General features: G+C 70.3%; 13 protein-coding genes. 4 read left to right on the plus strand and 9 right to left on the minus strand.

The window, feature by feature from the left end; genetic code table 11:
* Positions 1-706: 706 nt before the first annotated feature.
* The 3 genes from KUA19_RS22050 to KUA19_RS22060 are packed head-to-tail and all read left to right on the plus strand — an operon-like array spanning position 707 to position 3,816.
* Positions 707-1,552 carry a transporter substrate-binding domain-containing protein gene (locus KUA19_RS22050; protein ID WP_217398433.1) on the plus strand — a complete coding sequence of 282 codons (846 nt, stop codon included), beginning with the start codon at positions 707-709 and terminating at the stop codon, positions 1,550-1,552.
* Positions 1,553-1,563: 11 nt separating this feature from the next.
* Positions 1,564-2,592, plus strand: a complete 1,029-nt coding sequence (locus tag KUA19_RS22055; protein ID WP_217398435.1) for a hypothetical protein — start codon at positions 1,564-1,566, stop codon at positions 2,590-2,592.
* A 57-nt stretch (positions 2,593-2,649) separates the two neighbouring features.
* A complete protein-coding gene (locus tag KUA19_RS22060; protein WP_217398437.1) occupies positions 2,650-3,816 on the plus strand; it encodes an argininosuccinate synthase-related protein in 1,167 nt (388 codons plus the stop codon).
* 23 nt (positions 3,817-3,839) lie between these two features.
* Here KUA19_RS22060 and KUA19_RS22065 read toward each other — a convergent pair whose 3' ends face one another.
* The 6 genes from KUA19_RS22065 to KUA19_RS22090 form a co-directional block, all read right to left on the minus strand.
* Positions 3,840-4,811: a LacI family DNA-binding transcriptional regulator gene (locus KUA19_RS22065; RefSeq protein WP_217398439.1), complete on the minus strand. Its 972-nt coding sequence runs from the start codon at positions 4,809-4,811 to the stop codon at positions 3,840-3,842.
* A 38-nt stretch (positions 4,812-4,849) separates the two neighbouring features.
* Positions 4,850-5,557 carry a FadR/GntR family transcriptional regulator gene (locus tag KUA19_RS22070; RefSeq protein WP_217398441.1) on the minus strand — a complete coding sequence of 236 codons (708 nt, stop codon included), beginning with the start codon at positions 5,555-5,557 and terminating at the stop codon, positions 4,850-4,852.
* Positions 5,548-8,154 (minus strand): hypothetical protein, encoded by a 2,607-nt coding sequence (locus tag KUA19_RS22075; RefSeq protein ID WP_217398442.1) that lies wholly within the window; start codon positions 8,152-8,154, stop codon positions 5,548-5,550. Before KUA19_RS22075 ends, KUA19_RS22070 begins: the two co-directional genes overlap by 10 nt.
* Positions 8,151-8,996, minus strand: a complete 846-nt coding sequence (locus KUA19_RS22080; RefSeq protein ID WP_308167568.1) for a carbohydrate ABC transporter permease — start codon at positions 8,994-8,996, stop codon at positions 8,151-8,153. The genes KUA19_RS22075 and KUA19_RS22080 overlap by 4 nt, the downstream gene beginning before the upstream one ends.
* Positions 8,993-9,883 (minus strand): carbohydrate ABC transporter permease, encoded by an 891-nt coding sequence (locus KUA19_RS22085; protein WP_308167569.1) that lies wholly within the window; start codon positions 9,881-9,883, stop codon positions 8,993-8,995. The genes KUA19_RS22080 and KUA19_RS22085 overlap by 4 nt, the downstream gene beginning before the upstream one ends.
* A gap of 69 nt (positions 9,884-9,952) precedes the next feature.
* Positions 9,953-11,224, minus strand: coding sequence for an ABC transporter substrate-binding protein (locus KUA19_RS22090; protein WP_217398445.1), 1,272 nt, complete (start codon positions 11,222-11,224; stop codon positions 9,953-9,955).
* Positions 11,225-12,199: 975 nt separating this feature from the next.
* Between KUA19_RS22090 and KUA19_RS22095 the strand changes: the two genes are divergently transcribed.
* Positions 12,200-15,127 (plus strand): glycosyl hydrolase family 95 catalytic domain-containing protein, encoded by a 2,928-nt coding sequence (locus tag KUA19_RS22095; RefSeq protein ID WP_217398447.1) that lies wholly within the window; start codon positions 12,200-12,202, stop codon positions 15,125-15,127.
* A gap of 51 nt (positions 15,128-15,178) precedes the next feature.
* On the opposite strand, the gene KUA19_RS22100 is transcribed toward KUA19_RS22095, so the two are convergent.
* The 3 genes from KUA19_RS22100 to KUA19_RS22110 are packed head-to-tail and all read right to left on the minus strand — an operon-like array spanning position 15,179 to position 17,433.
* The gene (locus tag KUA19_RS22100) at positions 15,179-15,493 is read right to left on the minus strand and encodes an STAS domain-containing protein (RefSeq protein WP_217398449.1); all 315 of its coding nucleotides are present in this window, start codon (positions 15,491-15,493) and stop codon (positions 15,179-15,181) included.
* Between the two features lie 59 nt (positions 15,494-15,552).
* A complete protein-coding gene (locus KUA19_RS22105) occupies positions 15,553-16,206 on the minus strand; it encodes a pyridoxine/pyridoxamine 5'-phosphate oxidase (RefSeq protein WP_217398450.1) in 654 nt (217 codons plus the stop codon).
* Positions 16,207-16,257: 51 nt separating this feature from the next.
* Complete coding sequence (locus tag KUA19_RS22110; protein WP_217398452.1) at positions 16,258-17,433, minus strand: RCC1 domain-containing protein; 1,176 nt, start codon at positions 17,431-17,433, stop codon at positions 16,258-16,260.
* Positions 17,434-17,537: the final 104 nt, after the last annotated feature.

Consider the following 17,537-nt stretch of genomic DNA (forward strand, 5'->3'; position numbering starts at 1 on the left):
TTTGCTATATGCGCAGATAAAGCATATATCGGCGGTATGCGGTAGCGCCGCGCTCGCACAACCTCGGCCACGCCGAGGGGCTGTTCCATCCGGTCCACAGCAACGTGTCGACGCACTCCGGCGGGTTCACCGACTGCTGTACCTCACCGGCGACGACACCGGATCCCGGGTGCTGCGCGCGGCCACCCGCCATCAGGGCGCTCTCACCGGGCACCCGTCGACGGTCGCGCTCGGCGGCGCGCCTCGGCCTGGACATCGGCGACGGCGAGCCGGTTGCGCTTCGGCGACGGAGACGGCCGGCAGTCCTTCGGCCTTTGGATGGTGGGATCTCAACGGCCAGGCCACCACGGATTTCGATCACGCGACCTACCGCCCGCATCCTTGAACCAGCCCGTCGACAAGGGGCACCTTCTACTACGGAAACGGCATGAAAGACAGCAGTACCGCTCCGACTTCCTCCTGATTTGCGTAGTCGACAGCGCTTTGCCGGATGGACGCGCCATCCACACGCAACCATCCATTGGCGCTGGTGGATGCACCTGTTCGGCTGATGTCACGCATCTGAATGTTTGTTAACACTACTCCATGACTTTGGAGACCAGGCGCGAGGCTGCCAGTGTTGTCAATTGAACGTGCACGGTCGCTTGTGACTACGATTTCGGTTATTTCAAGCCTCGCACTGATCACGGCCACGGGGTCCTGCAGCGTGTTCCGTCACGAGAGCCCTCCCTCGGTCCAGGAATACCTCAAGCAGTCACATATCTACGGCCAGCCGAAACTGCGTATCGGCGTGACCAGGGACCTTCCGCTACTCGGGATCCAGGACTCCAAAGGCGAGTTCAGCGGCTTCGACGTCGAAGTCGGCCGGCTCATCGCGGAAGAGTTGGGTTATAGCAGGCCAGGTGAGGTCGAGTTCGTCGGCATCAACGTCCTCGAGCGCATCACCAAGATCGAGGACGGCTCCGTCGACATGGTTCTGGCCAGTCTGACCGACACCGAGGACCGCCGAAAGCACATCAAGTTCGCAGGCCCGTATATCGTCACGGACCAGAAGGTGATGGTCCCCAAGAGCTCGGAGAACAGCGTCCGCAGCATCACCGATCTGCGCGGCAAACGCGTCTGCGTGCCAGGACCCTATACGACGTCCTTCACGAACCTGCAGGCGCTCAACCTGGGTCTCGACATCAGGCCGATGGCGTCCGCCCGGGACTGCTACAACGGCCTGCTGCAGAAGCCGCCGGCGTTCGACGCAATGAGCACCGGGGAAACGATTCTGGCAGGCTTTCTCTACGCCACTCCGGGCAAGTTCAGCATCGTGCCGAGCATCACGATCGGACCTGGTGAACCAGTTGGGGTGGGGATCCCGATAGACGATCCGCATCTGCAGGCGCTGGTCGGATACATCCTGAAGAAGCAGTACGACAAACGAAAGAACAGCCGCTGGCAGATCGCCTACGACACGACACTGGCAAAGATCCTCGGCCCGAAGTCGCAGCCGCCTCCGCAGAACGTGATCGAACTTACCGATCATGCCGACGCGGACACCCGCTGAGAGGCATCGACATGGTTCAGACAACCGGTGCCGCCAGCAGGCACTCCGACGACGAGCCCCGAGAGTGGCTCAGCCGCAGCGACTTCACCTTCGGGTTTCTGAGCATCGGCATCCCTGCCGTCCTGTCGGTACTGCGGCTCTGGGTGGAAGCAGGCGGCGACCTGCAGACCACGCTGCTGCTGGTGGAGAACGTGCCGCCGCTCAACCTGGTCGCGTCGCTGATCGCCACCGCCACCTGGTTCGTCACCGCGGTCCTGGTGGCGGTGTTCGCCGTGGGCGGCGTCCTGAACGCCAGTGATCGGAACCTGACCCGCGGGCGGCTGTTCCTGGTCGCACGCTGGTCCTCGCGCACTCCGCCCTGGCTCAAGGTCGTCACCTTCGTGATGGCGGCCCTGACCTGGCAGATCCTCTTCCTGCCACTGCTGGGCCTTGCCGCCTGCGCGGCGTTCCAGGTCGCCGCCGGCCGATCACTCCGATGGCCACTGCTCGTCGGGCTCGCGCTCGGGCTGGTCGCCTACCTGGCGATCCTTTGGCCGACCCTGAGCGCGGCGAGGACAACCCACGAGTACCGGGTGATCGCGCTGCTGGTGATTCCAGCGTTCTTGGCCGTCGTGGTCGCAGGACCACTACTGCCGAAGCTGGTCCTGCCGATCGCGATATTCGCCCACGTCGCCGCGTTCTGCTTCTTCGTCTGGGCCGGTATTCCGCTGATCACCGAGCCGGTTCTGCCGCTGTCGGTCGTGGTTCAGCAGACTCCCGCCGCCGATGGGGACGACCAGCTTCGCTACCTGCGCGGACATGTGGTCAACGTCGATGACCGGTACATCACGCTGCTGAGAGAGAACGGCGGAATCCAGTACATCCTCAACGACGAGGTGGTGGCCCGGTTCCTCTGCCCGGCCTCCGAGGAGCTGCCCATGTACGGGAAGCTCAACGTGCACGGCTTCCGGGTGGAGGACTCCGTACTGAGGGCAACCGGCCGCCGCATCCGGCCGGCCGCCGAGATGGCACCGGCCTGCCGGGCAGCGCCCTACGAGTAAGCCGTCATCCGGCTGTGAGGCGCCAGACCTCGAAAGCCGGGTCTAAGGAGGGTTGCCATGAGCCGCCTCGGCTCCCGGAACATACGTTGCATCGACGATCTCGACGATCTTGACCCGGAGGTGCCGGTAGTAACCCTTTTCAGTGGCGGTCTCGACGGCATGTACCTCCTGCACCTGCTGGCACAGCGCCGGTTGGCCAAGGTGATCCCCCTGGCCGTGGACCTCGGTGGCAACATCGACCAGTCGAAGATCGACAACGTCACGGACGCGTTCGGGTTCAAGGTCTGCGTACTCGAGCGCAGCCAGTACTTCGCCGAGCAGTTCGTGCTCCCGGCACTGCACGCGCAGGCGGTCTACCTCGGTGTACACCCGATCAGCGCCTCATTGAGCCGACCGCTCATCGCCGCCGAGGGCGTTGCTCTCGCCCGCGACGTAGGCGCACAAGCGCTGCTGCACACGGCCAACCAGTCGCAGAACACCCTGCGGCGGCTCAACGGTGCGATCACACAGCTCGGTTTCATTGGCAGCTTCGGCTCGCCGTACGAACTGTCGATCGTCTCCAGGTCACACAAACGCGACGGACTGGCCGGCTATGGACTGCTCACCGCCGACGACCACGCGGTCAGCGCGGACTCGAACCTGTGGTGCCGCGAGTTCGAGTCCGGGTCGCTGGACGATCCCGAGCAGTTCACAGTCGACCCGTCGCTCTATCTCTGGAGCGCGCAGGAGGCCGACCGCGAACCGCTCGAACTCACGCTCGGTTTCACCGAGGGGCGTCCGGTCTCGATCGACGGCGAGCCCACAGACCTTGTACGCCTCATCGACGAGCTGAACAGGACGGTTGGCCGGTTCGGTATCGGCAGGTACGCCGGCCTCGAGCAACTCGCCGCCGGGGTGAAGGTACTGGAGGTGCGGGAGATGCCGGCGGCAGCAGCGCTGCTCATGGCCTACCGCCAACTGGAGTCGGCAGTGGTCGACAGCGAGATGATCCGCGAGAAGATGTCGATGGAGCAGATCTGGACCCGAGAGGCCGTGGAGGGCCGCTGGTTCGGCGAGTTGCGCTCCGCCGCGGACGCCTTCATCGGCTCGGTGGCTCGGCGCGTGACCGGCAGTGTGCGGCTGGCCCTGTCGGCCGGCAGGCTCGAGGTGACCGCGATCCGGGCCAAGGACCCGCTGTACGTGCGCGACCGGGAAGCCTGGGAGAGGGAGATCACCGGTGCTTGATGCTCGTTCCCGGTCGCGGCGGCTCAGCCGGGCGGGGGCAGCTCGCCCGAGCCTCGGACGATCAGTTCCACCGGGACGGTGACCGTCTGCACCGGCCGGTCCGGATCAGCCATCCGGGCCAGCAGCATCCCGATCGCGGTACGCCCGATCGTCGCGCTGTCCTGCGCGATCACCGTGAGACCCGGCCGCAGCAGGTCGGCCAGCGGGAAGTCGTCGAACCCGATCAGCGCCAGCGACCCGGCGTCCGGGCCGAGCTGCCGCAGCACCTCGACCGTGGCCTGGGCGTTACCGGTGATCAGCGCGGTCGCGCGGGCGGCACGGACGGCGGCCAGCGACGCGGCCACGCGCGCGGTGTCGATCTGTCCCGGGTGGACCAGGCCCTCGATCGGTTCGCCGTTGGCGGCCATGCAGGCACGGAACGCGGCGGCACGCTCGCGGCCGGTGAAGATGCGCTCGGCATCGCCGAGGTACGCGATGCGCCGGTGCCCGTGCAGCACCAGGTGCCGGAACGCCATCCCGATCCCGGCCGCGTTGTCGGAGATCACCGTGTCGGCGGCGATGCCGCCGCAGGGCCGGTCGACCGCGACCACCGGCAGCCCTGAGGCCATCTCGGCGGCCAGGTACTGATGGTTGGTTCCGATGGGCTCGATGATGATCCCGTCGACGCGGCGGCGGCACATCGACATGACCGCCTCGCGTTCACGCTCCTCCTCGTCCTCGGTGGACATGGCCAGCACGGTCATCCGGTTGTCCCGGGCGGTGGCGTCCACGGCACTGAGCACGGGGTGGGCGTCGACGAAGTTGCGCATCGCCGCGCCGATCAGCCCACTGGTGCCGCGGCGCAGCTGGCGGGCGTGCTCGTCCGGTTCGTACTCGAGCGCGGCGATGGCGGTGCGGACCCGGGCGGCCAGTTCCCCGCCGACGGTGGGGTCGTCGTTGACCACTCGCGACACGGTCCGCAGGGCCACACCGGCCTCGCGGGCTACATCGCGCATGGTCGGCCGCTTACGGCCGGGCTGGGTCATCCTGCTCCTCATTGCTCGTCGGCTCCTAGCCTAGGCGCGGTGCCACACAGCGCCGTGCGCAGCCACTCCTCCACCCCGTGCACGTGCACGGTCGCCCAGGCGCGGGCGATGTCGGGTCGCCTGGCGGCGATCGCGTCGAGGATCGCGGCGTGCTGCTCGCGGGTACGCGTCGCGGCGCCGGGCTGCGTCAGTCCACGCCAGATCCGCGCCCGGGTCGTCGGCGCCGCCAACGCCTGCGCCACCGACTGGAGCACCGGGTTGCCCGAGGCGGCCGCCACCAGCCGGTGAAACTCCAGGTCGTTGGCGACGAGCCGGTCCATCTCGGCGTCGGGGGCCAAGTCGTCGACGACGTGGCGCAGCCGCTCGACCTCGCCGTCGCCGATGCGTTCGGCGGCCAGCGCGGCGGCGGCCGGTTCGAGGATGCGCCGCATCTCGAAGAAGTGCAGCACCGTGTCGTCGCGGTGGAAGTCCGCCGCGTACGTGATCGCCTCCAGCAGCATGCCCGGTTCCAGGCTGGTCACGAACGTCCCGTGCCCCTGCCGTACGTCCAGGACGTTGATCAGAGCCAGGGCGCGGACGGCCTCGCGCAGCGAGCTGCGCGACAGTCCCAGCCGCTGCGCCAGCTCGGTCTCCTTGGGCAGCCGGGCGCCCGGTTGCAGCGCCCCCGACAGGATCATCTCCTTGATCTTGTCGATGGCCTCGTCGGTCAGCGCCACGGCGCTCCCCCGACCGCCGCCGCGAGTTCGCCCGCGAACCCGTGCGCGTTGACGTGGCGCAGCTCGCCCGCCGCGCTGGTCAGGCTGCCGGTCGGGGCGGTCAGGTCGGCGTATCCGGCGTGGATGCCGAACAGGCCCGCGATGACCGCCTCGGTGGCGGCCACGCCCGCATTGCTGTCGCGGTTGGCCACCCCTCGCTCGGCGACCCGGAACCGTCCCCCACCGACTGCCTCCATCGCCTGCCCCCACAGCCCGCCGGAGGTGGCGGCGTGCAGCCGCCCCAGCAGCTGCTGGGCCAGGTCGGGGCGGCCCAGGCGACACAGGCCGTACGCGGTGGCGCCCGGCCAGGCGCAGAACGCCCCGGCGGCGCCGTGATCGGGGCGGTCGGAGTGCGGCGCGACCGGGTCGTCGGGGGCCAGCGCCCGCATCCAGTCGCCGTCGAGCAGGTGCCCGGTGACGAAGTCGACCATCTCACTGCGCCGCGGTTCGCTAAGGTCCTCGCCCATGTCGGCGGTGACCAGCGCGAAGTCGAGGCAGTGACCGATCGTCTCGTCGCCTTCGGGGTGGGCGGTGCGCCACCGGCCGCCGGGGGCGTACTGGCCGAGCACCGCCGCCGACAGCTCGGTGGCGTCGGCGTCGGCCGAGGCGGCCTCCTCCGGCTGGTCGAGCAGTCGCAGCAGGTGCGCGAACGCGCGCAGCATGCCGACCTGTCCGGCGTTGAACGACACCACCGCGTCGCGGTAGTTCGGCACGCACTCCAGCAGCTCCCAGGCGTCGCGGCCGTAGTCGGCGAGCACTCCGGCGCCGAAGGCGGCCCGCTGGTCGCGGTGCCGGTAGGCCATCGCCCGGACGTGGTCGAGCACGGTGCCGCCCCCGGCCTGCTCGCGCAGCAGGCCCAGGTCGGCGGTGACGCCGACGTACGCCTGAACGGTGCGGAACAGGGCATGGTCGTTGGCGGCGTAGTGGTTGCCGACCGGCAGCAGGTTGCGGGTGTCGAAGGAGTGCGAGCGGTCGTACGGCTGCGCCAGCGCGGCCAGGATCCAGGCCCGCATCCCGGCCGGTTCCAGCAGCGCGGCGGTGCGCGCGAACTCCGACTGGTCCCAGTAGAACGTGATCGTGGGACCCAGCCGCGGTCCGCCGGTCAGGAACACCGGCCCGATCGGGCTGACGCCGGTGTTGCGCAGGTAGACGGCGAGCAGCGCACCGAGGTAGTACGTGCGGGCCAGCCCGCTGTCCTCGGTGACCAGCGTCGGCAGGTGCCCGCTGAACTCGTCGTTGCCCGGCGTGAACGCCGCCGCCCAGGTCCGGCGCCAACGGTCGGCGATCGCGTCGAACCGCGCGGCGAACCCGGCGGCGTGGGCCATGGCTTGACGTGCGGCATCGGCGGCGTGGACACCGAGCCGCAGCACGACGCCCAGCTGCACGGTCTCGCCCGGGGCCAGGCTGGCCCGCCAGGATGCCGTGCCCCGGCTGCCCTGGGCGATCAGTTCGTCCGGTGCGGTCGCGAACGCGTAGACGCCCGCGCAGGCCGAGGCGCTGTCGGTGACCACGACGGTGTCGGCCTCGACCGAGGCGGTCCAGCGCTGCCCGTCCCACCAGGGCCGGGTCGCGGCGACCGACGCACCGTCCACGATCAGCCGAGCGCCCGCGGCGTCGACCTCGACCCGCAGCTGGTGCCACGCGCCGGGGGTGAGCCGGTCCGGTCCGGACGCGTGCTCGCCGCCGATCCGCAGCCAGGGGCGGCCCTCGTCGAGGCCGAGTTGGGCCGAGTCGGGGTGGTTGCCGTGGGTCAGCACGACCCCTGAGGTCGCGTCCTCGACGAGGACCTCGATGGGCGGCAGGTCGGCGAGGGTGACCGGGTCGAGCCGGAACTCGGTGTGCGGGTCGGTCAGCTCGAACTCGCGTCCGGCCAGCCGGACCCGGACCCGGGCCGCGTCCGGGCGGGGGCGGGCGGCGTCGGGGCTGGTGTGGTCGGGCAGTTCGGCGTCGAGCAGCATCGGCGAGGTGTCCTCGTCGCGCTGGATGCCGGGGGTACGCGGACGGCCCAGCCGCAGCCAGCGGGCGCCCGGGGCGTACAGCGGCACGGGGCGCGGCTCGTCGGCGAGCACTTCGGCGCGGACCCGTTCGGTGGCGAAGAAGTCGTGCTGGTGCCCGGCCGACCAGGGGGTGCCGTAGAGCCAGCCCCAGCCGGTGTCCGAGGTCGCGACCGGGGCGAGCAGCTCCTGCGCGACGTGGACGGTGACCGGGTCGGGGCCGGGGTTGACCACGGTGGTGCGCCACCAGACGTCGGTGGACTCGTACCCGAGCCGGGTGTCGGTGGTGACCGTGACCTGCCCGTGCACCGCGCGACGGCGTACCCCCCACGGCGCCCACCGCATGGACTCGGCTGCCACGACGCGGCCGTCCAGGCGCAGCACGCCGGTGTGGTATCCGCCGCTGAAGGGCGGGACGGCCAGCCACGACAGCGACGTCAGATCGGCGTTGGCGTGGGCCTGCCCCCACTGGTTGCGCAGGCTGGGCAGGTGGGCGAGCTCGGCGCGCGGCAGCCAGTCGCCGCGCAGTTCGTCGAGGGCGGGCACGCCGCTGGTGGAGGTCACTTCGCCGCTCCCGACATCAGGCCGTGGATGAACTCGCGCTGGCTGATCAGGTATCCGACGACGGGGACGATCGCGGCGAGGAACATGATCCCGAACAGCTGCCCGTAGTCGGTGGAGTAGCCGCCGACGGACAGGTAGATGCCGGTGGTGATGGTCTGGCCCTGCAGCGGGCCGAGGATGAACAGCGGGTTGAGGAAGTCGTTCCACACCCACAGCCCGAGGAAGATGCTGACGGTCGCGGTCGCGGGACGGACCACGGGCATCACCACCTGCCACCAGATCCGCAGGTCGGAGGCGCCGTCGACGCGCGCGGCCTCGATGATCTCCGGGGGTACGGTGCGCAGGAAGCCGACGTACACGAACACCGCGAACGACAGGTATCCCCCGCCGACGTTGCTGAGGATCAGGCCCGGGTAGGTGTGGTCGAGCCCGAGCTGCTGCAGCAGCCCGACGATCGGCAGCAGCACCACCTGCGGCGGCACCATCAGCCCGAGCGCGAAGAACGCCAGCAGCAGCGCCCGTACGCGCGGGGTGCGCTCGCTGATCCACAGGCTGACCGCCGAGGCCAGCGGCACCAGCAGTCCGACCGTCAGCACGGTGACCAGGACCGAGTTGGCCAGGCCGCCCTGCACCAGCCGGTCGGGCCGGTCGACGGCGTGCATGATGTTGTCGAGGGTGAACGGCGCGGGCGGGGCGGCCGGGTTGGCCAGGATCTGGTCCTGGGTCTTGAACGTGCTCACCAGCGCCACGTAGATCGGCATGACGTACGCGGCGACGATGAGCCAGGCCGCGGCGGTGTGCAGCCGCCGCCGGACCGGGACGCGGGTCGGGATGGCGCTCACAGCCGGCCCTCTCTCTTGCGCAGCAGGTGGGTGACCAGGTACGCGATGCCCGCGGTCAGCGCCAGCAGGAGCATCGCGATCGCGGACGCGTAGCCGAACAGGTTGTTCGTGAACGCCACCTGGATCAGGTAGAACGCGGTCGACTCGGTGCTCTTGGCGGGACCGCCGCCGGTCAGCACCGCGATGACGTCGTAGAGCTTGAACGTGGTGATCAGGCACAGCACGACCGTGATGGTGGTGCCGGGCGCGATCATCGGCCAGGTCACGTGGGTGAACCGGCGGAACGCGCCGGCGCCGTCGACGCGGGCGGCCTCGTACAGGCTGGGCGGGACCGAGCGCAGCGAGGCCGAGTACACGACGGTGGCGAACGCGATGGTGATCCAGCTGACCACCCCGCAGATCGACAGCGTGGCCATTTGCGCGCTGCCGAGCCAGCTCACCGGCTCGTTCGTGAGGCCCATCCGCTGCAGGGCGGCGTTGAGCAGGCCGTTCTCGGTCAGGATGCTGCGCCAGACGAACGCGACGATCACCCCGGACAGCACCTGCGGAATGAACACCAGCGTGCGCAGCACCCGGTAGCTCATGCTCTGCCGGTTGAGCAGCAGCGCGAACGCCAGGCCGAACGCGTTGGCCAGCAGCGTCACCGCGACCACCACGGTCACGGTGAACAGCAGCGTGGTGCGCAGCCGCTCGTCGACGAACAGCTCGCGGTAGTTGTCCAGGCCGACGAAGCTGCTGTCGGCGCGCAGCGGGTTGCGGTCGGTGAAGCTGAGCAGCAGGCTGCGCAGCACCGGGTAGATGAGGAACGCGGCGTACAGGGCGATGGCGGTCCAGGCGATGGGCGCCAGGCCCAGGGTGGGGCGGGCGGCGCGGCGAGGGGTCGGCACCGTCGATCCTTTCGGGAGCGGCCTTTCGGGGAGCGGGACCCCGACACCGGGTGCCGGGGTCCCGGGGGACTACTTGGCCGCCTTGTCCCAGGCGGTGTCGAGGGCGGCGAGCTGGCCCGCGACGTCGCCGTTGGTGAACAGCTGCTGCGACAGCGCGTAGAACAGATCGGACACGCCGGGCGGGAACGCGTCGTCGTTGTTGACCCAACCGGCGGAGCTGACCTTGGTATTCTCCTGGCCGACCAGCGCGAACGCCTCGGTGAACACCGGGGTCACCTTGGCCCCGAAGTCCTCCAGCTTGACGTTCTTGAGCATCGGGAAGGCGCCGTCGGTCTCGATGAGGACCTTGAGGTTGGCCGGGGCCAGCGACCAGGCCTTGGCGAACTCGACCGCCTTGGCCACATCGGCGGCCTTGGCGCTGACGGCGGTGGTGCCGCCGACGTTGAACGGCACCACCAGCGACCCGTCATCGGTGGGCAGCAGGAACGTGCCGAAGGTGGCTGCCTGCTCGGGCTTGATCTGGCCGATGAACCAGCTGCCCATCAGGTACATGCCCGCCTTGCCCGCGAGGAACTGGGCGTTGGCGTCGGCGTAGTTCACGCCCAGGGCGCCCTTGTCGAAAGCACCGGCGGTGATGAGTTCACGCTGCTTGCTGACGGCGGCCACGACGTCGGCGTCGGTGAACTTGACCTTCTTGGCGTACCGGTCGGCGATCCAGGTCTTGTTCTTGCCCAGCACGTTGGCGCTGACCAGGCCGACCAGCGGCATGCTGGCCGACCACGGCTCGCCGCCCGCCAGTTCGATCGGGGTCACCCCGGCCGCCTTGAGCTTGGCGACGACCTGCATGAACTCAGCCCAGTTCTTGGGCACCGACAGGCCGTTCTTGGCGAAGATCTCCTTGTTGTAGAAGACCATCGGGATGATCTGGGAGTTGGTCGGCGGGATGTAGGACTGCCCGTTGATGTCGTTGCCCGCGGGCAGCACGAAGTTGTCCTGCAGCCACTGCTTGTCGAACGGGGTGAGCAGACCCGCGTCGATGAAGTCCTTGGGGTTGATCGACGCCAGCAGGTCCGGGAACTGCCCCGAGGCCTGCAGCTGCTTGGCGTAGGCGTTGCGGTCGGTGTTCGGCGCGACGATCTTGTTGATGGTCACGCCGGGCACAGCCGCCTTGGCCGTGGTGATCGAGTCGTCCCAGAACGTGGCGGTCAGGGCCGGGGTCTCGAAGGTGAGGAAGCTGAGATTCGTGGTGCCGCTGGGGGTCGGTTCGCTGGTGGAGCACGCGGCCGCGGCCAGTACGGTCGCCGCGACCAATGCGGCGACCGCGGTGCGAAGGAGCTTCACGGAGTCCTCCTGGGGACGGGTCGGTACGCCGGCGCGTCGGCGGTTTCGGGGGGTGTCATCGCGGCGGTTCCTCGCCGTGACAACGTTATCTCGATGATCGGCCCGAAGCGTAGGACCGGCAGACCTCCGATGTCAACGGGCGATCGCGCCGACCCCGCGAACGGCGAGCATTGACGGCGGAGGCGCGGCGTCCTACCGTGTTGCCACAGTTCAGTGCCCGACCGCGACGGCAACCGGGCCTGGCGACGCCTGCCCGCGACGACATCGGATGATCAGATCGCCGATCCGTCGCCGGACAGGCAGAGAAAACGATATCCAGCTCATGCGCACCGGCCGATCCGGCCGGAGACCTGGATTCCGGGCGGGTGGCCGCGCGTGGCCGCCCGCCCGGTCGTCATCACCCCACCGCCCGCGGGGGGTTGTTGCTGCAGTTTCGGGGAAAGTGCAGGAATCTTGGACGCGATTCGTGCACTTTCCCCGAAACTGCATGATCGGCGAGGCCAGGGCGACGCCCGGCGACGCACCTGAGGCGTACCCGAGGCGCACCTGAGGCGCACCTGCGGGGGAATCCACCGAATTGCCACCACCCGACCGCGTCCGCGCGACCACTACCGGCCCTCGATCACGTCGAGCATGGTCCGCCCAATGGCCGCCCGGGAGATCCGATGTTTCGGTGCCGGTCCGCGACCGCGCGATGGCGACGCAACCACCCTGACCTGGTCGACTCCACATCGTCGCGGGCTGGCGGAATCTTGGGCGCGGACCGGGCCGCGCCACCGGGTCTTTACGGCACCGCGAAGTCGTGGATAACGTTGTCTTCCAACATTACGGTCGCGTTTCGCCGCCCCGCTCCACCTGGCGTACCGGACCAGTACGGATCCCGTACCACCACCGCAGCCGACGGCCTCGTGCCGCTCGGGCGGTGCCCCGCACCCTCACGCCACCGTCCGTCCCCGACCGATTGGGAGGATGCTCATGCGCTTCCGACCCGCGGCAGCCCGGTCTGGCCGTGCCGCCGCCGCGGCGCTGCTCGCCGCCGCCGCACTCACCGTCACCGGCCCCGCCCCCGCGCGGGCCGACGCCACCACCGCCGCCCACGGCACCCGCATCGCGGGGCAGTACACCGGCGTCTGGACCAGCCCGCCCACCAACCTCACCTCCGGCACCACCCAGGACGGCCCGATGCTCGGCAACGGCGACCTGGGGGTGGTGTCCGGCGGCCCGATCAGCAACCAGACGTTCTACGTCGGCAAGAACGACTTCTTCTCCGGCTCCACCCACGCGATCAAGCCGCTGGGCCGCATCGTCGTCGCCGCGGCGGGGCTGGCCGGGTCGTCGTACAACGTGGTGCAGGACATCCGGAACGCCGAGGTGCGCGGCACGTACGCCCTCGGCGGGCAGACGCTGACCACCACCAGCTGGACCGACGCCAACCGGAACCTGTTCGTCACCTCGTTCACGCTGACCGGCGGGTCGACCCAGACCATCACGATCACGCTGCAGAACGGCGCGGGCGGCACCCCGACCGCGTCCAACGACGGCCGGGTGCTCAGCGCCGACGTGCAGGCCGACACCGGCGGCACCGGGGACCCCCGGGCCCGGATGGCCGCCCGCACGATCGGCGGCACGCAGTCGCTGTCGGGCAACCGGCTCACCCTGTCCCTGGCGCCGGGCACCACCTCGACGCTGGCCGTGGGCATCCTGTCCAGCATCGACACCGGCAGCTACCAGGCCAACGCGGTGTCGTTGGTGACCAACCTGACCCAGCCCGACGTCGACGGCTACAAGTCCGCACACCGCGGCTGGTGGTCGAACTACTGGTCCCAGTCGTACGTCGAGATCCCGGACAAGGCGGTCGAGAAGAGCTGGTACGGCTCGCTGTACCTACTGGCCGCCTCCAGCCGCAACGGGAAGTACGCGCCCGGCCTGTGGGGCAACTGGATCACCGGGAACATGGGCTGGAACGGCGACTACCACACCAACTACAACTACGAGACGCCGTTCTACGCCGCCCTGCCGACCAACCGCCTCGACCAGGCCGGGGCGTACGACAAGCCCGTGCTCGACTGGCAGTCGCGCGCGCAGACCCTGGCCGGCCAGAACGGCTTCACCGGCGTGCTGTACCCGGTCGGCATCTCCCCGCTGGGCACCAGCGCCGACCTGGCGCTGCACAACCAGAAGTCCAACGCCGCCAACCTGGCCAGCAACATGGTGATGCGGTTCGAGCACACCTGGGACACCGGCTACGCCAACACGGTCTACCCGTGGCTCAAGCAGGTCGGCCTGTTCTGGCAGAACTACCTGGTCTGGGACGCGGCGGGCAACCGGTACGTGATCACCAACGACGCCCCGCACGAGGGCCAGGCCTACCCGCAGACCAACAGCAGCATGTCGCTGGGCCTGGTGCACCTGCTGTTCCGGGGCCTGGTCGACATGAGCACCGCCCTCAACACCGACGCGACCCTGCGTTCCACCTGGCAGGACATCCTGTCGAAGCTGAGCAAGCCCGCCACCATGACCCGCAACGGGCAGACCGTCGTACGCGAGACCGAGGTCGGCAGCGACTTCATCGACGACGGCAACGACATCGCCGCCCAGTTCATCTACCCCGGTGACCTGGTCGGCCTGGACAGCCCCGCCGCCGACCTGGCCAACGCCCGCAACACCATCGGCCAGCTCGCCAACGCCTGGCACGGCGGCAACGCCCCCGCCACGTTCTACGCCGCCGCGGCCCGCGTCGGCTACAACCCGACCACCATCCTGTCGCACCTGCGCACCGAGGCGACGTCCAGCAGCTACCCGAACATGCACATCCACCACAACGGCGGCGGCATCGAGAACCTCAACGCCGTCACCTCCGGCCTGTCGGAGATGCTGCTGCAGTCGTTCCAGAACAACATCCGGGTGTTTGCGACCTGGCCGTCGGGCACCAACGCCAAGTTCGGTGACCTGAGCGCGTTCGGCGGGTTCCTGGTCTCCAGCGACCTGCGCGCCAACACCGCCCAGTACCTGCGGGTGGTCAGCCAGAAGGGCCGGTCGCTCACGTTCACCAACCCGTGGCCGGGACAGACTCTGGCGCTGTTCCGCAACGGCGCGGCGGCGGGGACCGTCTCCGGCACGAAGATCACCATCGCCACCTCGGCGGGCGAGACCCTGCACCTGGCCCCCAACGGCACCTCGTACGCCGAGATCCTGCGGCGGATGGATCTGCCGCTGGGCAGCAGCGGGGGCGGCACCACCGGCCCGACGTTCTACGCCGATATCAACTACGGCGGCAGCGCCGTCACGCTGGGCACCGGCAACTACGACCTGGCCCAACTGCAGGCCGCGGGGATCGCCAACGACAGCGTCTCGTCGATCCGCGTGCCGTCGGGCTACACCGTCACCGCGTACGCCGACGCGGGGTTCACCGGCACCTCGTGGGTCATCGGCGCCGACAACCCGAACCTGGGGAGCACCGGCAACAACGACGCCATCTCGTCGCTGCGCGTCACCAGCGGCGGGGCGGCCGGAACCACCAGCCTGCGCGCCCACGCCAACAACAACCTGGTCAGCGCCGACAACGCGGGCGCACTGCCGCTGATCGCCAAGGCCACCACGGTGGGCGGCTGGGAGCAGTTCGACCTGATCAGCAACGCCGACGGAACCGTGAGCCTGCGGGCGCGGACCAACAGCAGCTTCGTGACCGCCGACAACGCCGGCGCGGCGCCGCTCATCGCCAACCGGGCCTCGATCGGCGCGTGGGAGAAGTTCGACCTGATCAACAACGCGAGCGGCAGCGTCAGCCTGCGCGCCCGCGCGAACAACAACATCGTCACCGCCGACAACGCCGGCGCGGCGCCGCTCATCGCCAACCGCACCGCCATCGGCCCGTGGGAGGAGTTCGACCTGATCACCAACTGACGGCACCCGGGCGGGCGGATCGCTCCGCCCGCCCGGGTTCACCGCCGCGGTTCAGGTCAGGTACTCGGCGACGCCGGTGACCTGGAAGACGCGCCGCACGAACGGCGCGGTGTCGACGCACTTGAAGCCGACGCCGCGCTCATCGGCGTACTGGCGCACCCGCAGCAGCGCGGTGATCCCGGTGGAGTCGAGGAACAGCGTCTGCGACAGGTCGAGTTCGAGTCGGCGGCAGCCGGAGGAGTCGATCGCGGTGCACAGCCAGTCGGTGACCTCCTCGGTCACCGCCATGTCGATCTCGCCCGCCAGCGCGACGCGGCAGACCTCGCCCTCGACCGCGGTCGTGTGGGTAACCCGTTTGTCCGCCACGGCCACCTCCTCCGTCGGCGTGTACCCCGCACTCCGTCGCGACAAACCGAATCGGCACGTCACGGCCACAGCAGCGTGGTGCTCCAGCCGGCCGGTTCGCGCCAGTAGTGCAGCCGCACATGGCGGCGGTCGGGGCTGCCGTGGAAGAACTCGACCTCGTCGTGGGCCAGCACGTAGACGGTGTGGTCGGGGGCGACCGCGTCCGGGTCGGCGTCCAGGCGCGCGCGGGCCGCCTCGTACGCCCGTGCCAGCTCGCCCAGGTCGGCCAGCGGCTCGCTCTCGGGTCCGGCCAGGTCCGGGATCCGGGCGTACTGCGGCCGGGCGAGAGAATCGGCGGCGCTGCGCCGCGGGCTCGCGGGCTGGACCGTCCCGCCCACCCGGACCTGGCGGCCGATGCCGGGCCAGTAGAACGTCAGCGCCGCCGCCGGGTTGGCGGCCAGCTCGCGGCCCTTGCGACTGGTCGAGCGGGCGGTGAAGACCCAGCCCTCGGCTGTCACGTCGCGCAGCAGCACCACCCGGCCGCTGGGGCGCCCGGCCGCGTCCGCGGTCGACAGGTGCATCACCTGCGGCTCGGCGACCCCCTGCGCGACCGCCTCGGCGAACCAGGCCCGGAACAGCTCCGTCGGCTCGCCCGGCGCGGTCGCCGGGTCGAACCGCAGCTGCGGTCCGGCCATGACGGGCAGCGCGCGGATGGTGGCGGCGAGGTCGTCCATGTCCGCAGGATAGTGCGGCACGGGTACCCGTCCTGGCGGCGATCGGCTGGGCTAACCCGCGGCCAGCGCGAACCCGTCACCGGCCACGAGCGGTCCGACGTCGTCGAGGCTCGTCTGGACGGTGACGGGGGCGGCGCGCCTGGTGGTGCTGCCGTCGCCGAGTTGGCCGCGGTCGTTGCCGCCCCAGGCGAGCACGACCGCGTCGTCCCGGCGCGACAGCGCGTAGCTGGTATGGAACCCGGCCGCGACGGCGCGCGCCCCGCTCAGGCCGGACACGGCGACCGGGCGGTCACGCAGGCCGCCGAACGTGCCGATGCCCAGCTCGCCGTCCTGGTTGTCGCCCCAGGCCCAGACCCTGCCGTCCTCGAGGAGCGCGAGGCTGTGGTCGAGACCGGCGGCGACGGCGCGTACTTCCGCCAGCCCCCACACGGTCGCCGGCAGCGGGTCCGGCGCGCCGACGGTGCCGCGGCCCAGCTGGCCGACGTCGTCGGCGCCCCACGAGCGGACCGTGCCGTCCTTGAGCAGGGCCAGCACATGCCCGCTGCCCGCGGCGAGGGCGCGTACGCCGCTCAGCCCGTGCACCGGCGCGGGGGTCGGGTCGTTGGTCCCGACGGTGCCGTTGCCGAGCACCCCGGCACTGTTGTTGCCCCAGGCCAGCACGGTGCCGTCGGCAAGCAGGGCCAGGGAGTAACTGTCGCGGGCGGCGATGGCGCGTACGTGCTTGAGGCCCGGGACCGGCACGGGTGTGGTGCGCAGGCCGCCCAGCACACCGAGGCCGAGCTGGCCGCTGGTGTTGTCGCCCCAGGCGCGGACCGTGCCGTCCTCGAGCAGGGCCAGGGCGTGCACGGAACCAGCCGCGACCTGGCGTACGCCGGACAGGCCCGCCACCACGCCCGGGGTGGTGTGTGCGTCCTGCGTGCCGTCGCCGAGCGGGCCGCGCTCGTTGCCGCCCCAGGCCCGGACGGTCCCGTTGGCCAGCAGCGCGATGCCGTACGCCGTACCGGCGCCGAGCTGCCGGACCTTCCGCAGGTCCGAGACTGCCACGGGCGTGTGCCGCTGCTGGTCGGTCGCGTCGCCCAGCTGGCCGGTGCTGTTGTCGCCCCAGGCCACGGCGGCTCGTGACGTCTCCCGGTCCTGCCCCGCCCACGCACCGGTGGCGGTCAGCGCCGCCAGCAGTGCTCCTACGGCTGCCGCGCTCGCCAAGCGCCGTGCCGGCCTGCGTCCCATGCCACTCCCCGCTTGCTGACCCTCGCCCTTTGTACCGTCGCCACCCAGGTCGGCCCTGTTCGACACGCCAGTCGAGCCGGCCTGGTCCGCTGGTCGGGGCGGTT

The organism is Catellatospora tritici (genome assembly GCF_019083965.1).
GTDB classification, from domain to species: domain Bacteria; phylum Actinomycetota; class Actinomycetes; order Mycobacteriales; family Micromonosporaceae; genus Catellatospora; species Catellatospora tritici.

Excerpts from the sequence above, each read along its gene's own strand:
- KUA19_RS22060 (WP_217398437.1), top strand. The coding sequence starts at position 2,650 with ATGAGCCGCCTCGGCTCCCGGAACATACGTTGCATCGACGATCTCGAC.
- KUA19_RS22105 (WP_217398450.1), bottom strand. The coding sequence starts at position 16,206 with ATGGACGACCTCGCCGCCACCATCCGCGCGCTGCCCGTCATGGCCGGA.
- KUA19_RS22065 (WP_217398439.1), bottom strand. The coding sequence starts at position 4,811 with ATGCGCGATGTAGCCCGCGAGGCCGGTGTGGCCCTGCGGACCGTGTCG.
- KUA19_RS22110 (WP_217398452.1), bottom strand. The coding sequence starts at position 17,433 with ATGGGACGCAGGCCGGCACGGCGCTTGGCGAGCGCGGCAGCCGTAGGA.
- KUA19_RS22055 (WP_217398435.1), top strand. The coding sequence starts at position 1,564 with ATGGTTCAGACAACCGGTGCCGCCAGCAGGCACTCCGACGACGAGCCC.
- KUA19_RS22095 (WP_217398447.1), top strand. The coding sequence starts at position 12,200 with ATGCGCTTCCGACCCGCGGCAGCCCGGTCTGGCCGTGCCGCCGCCGCG.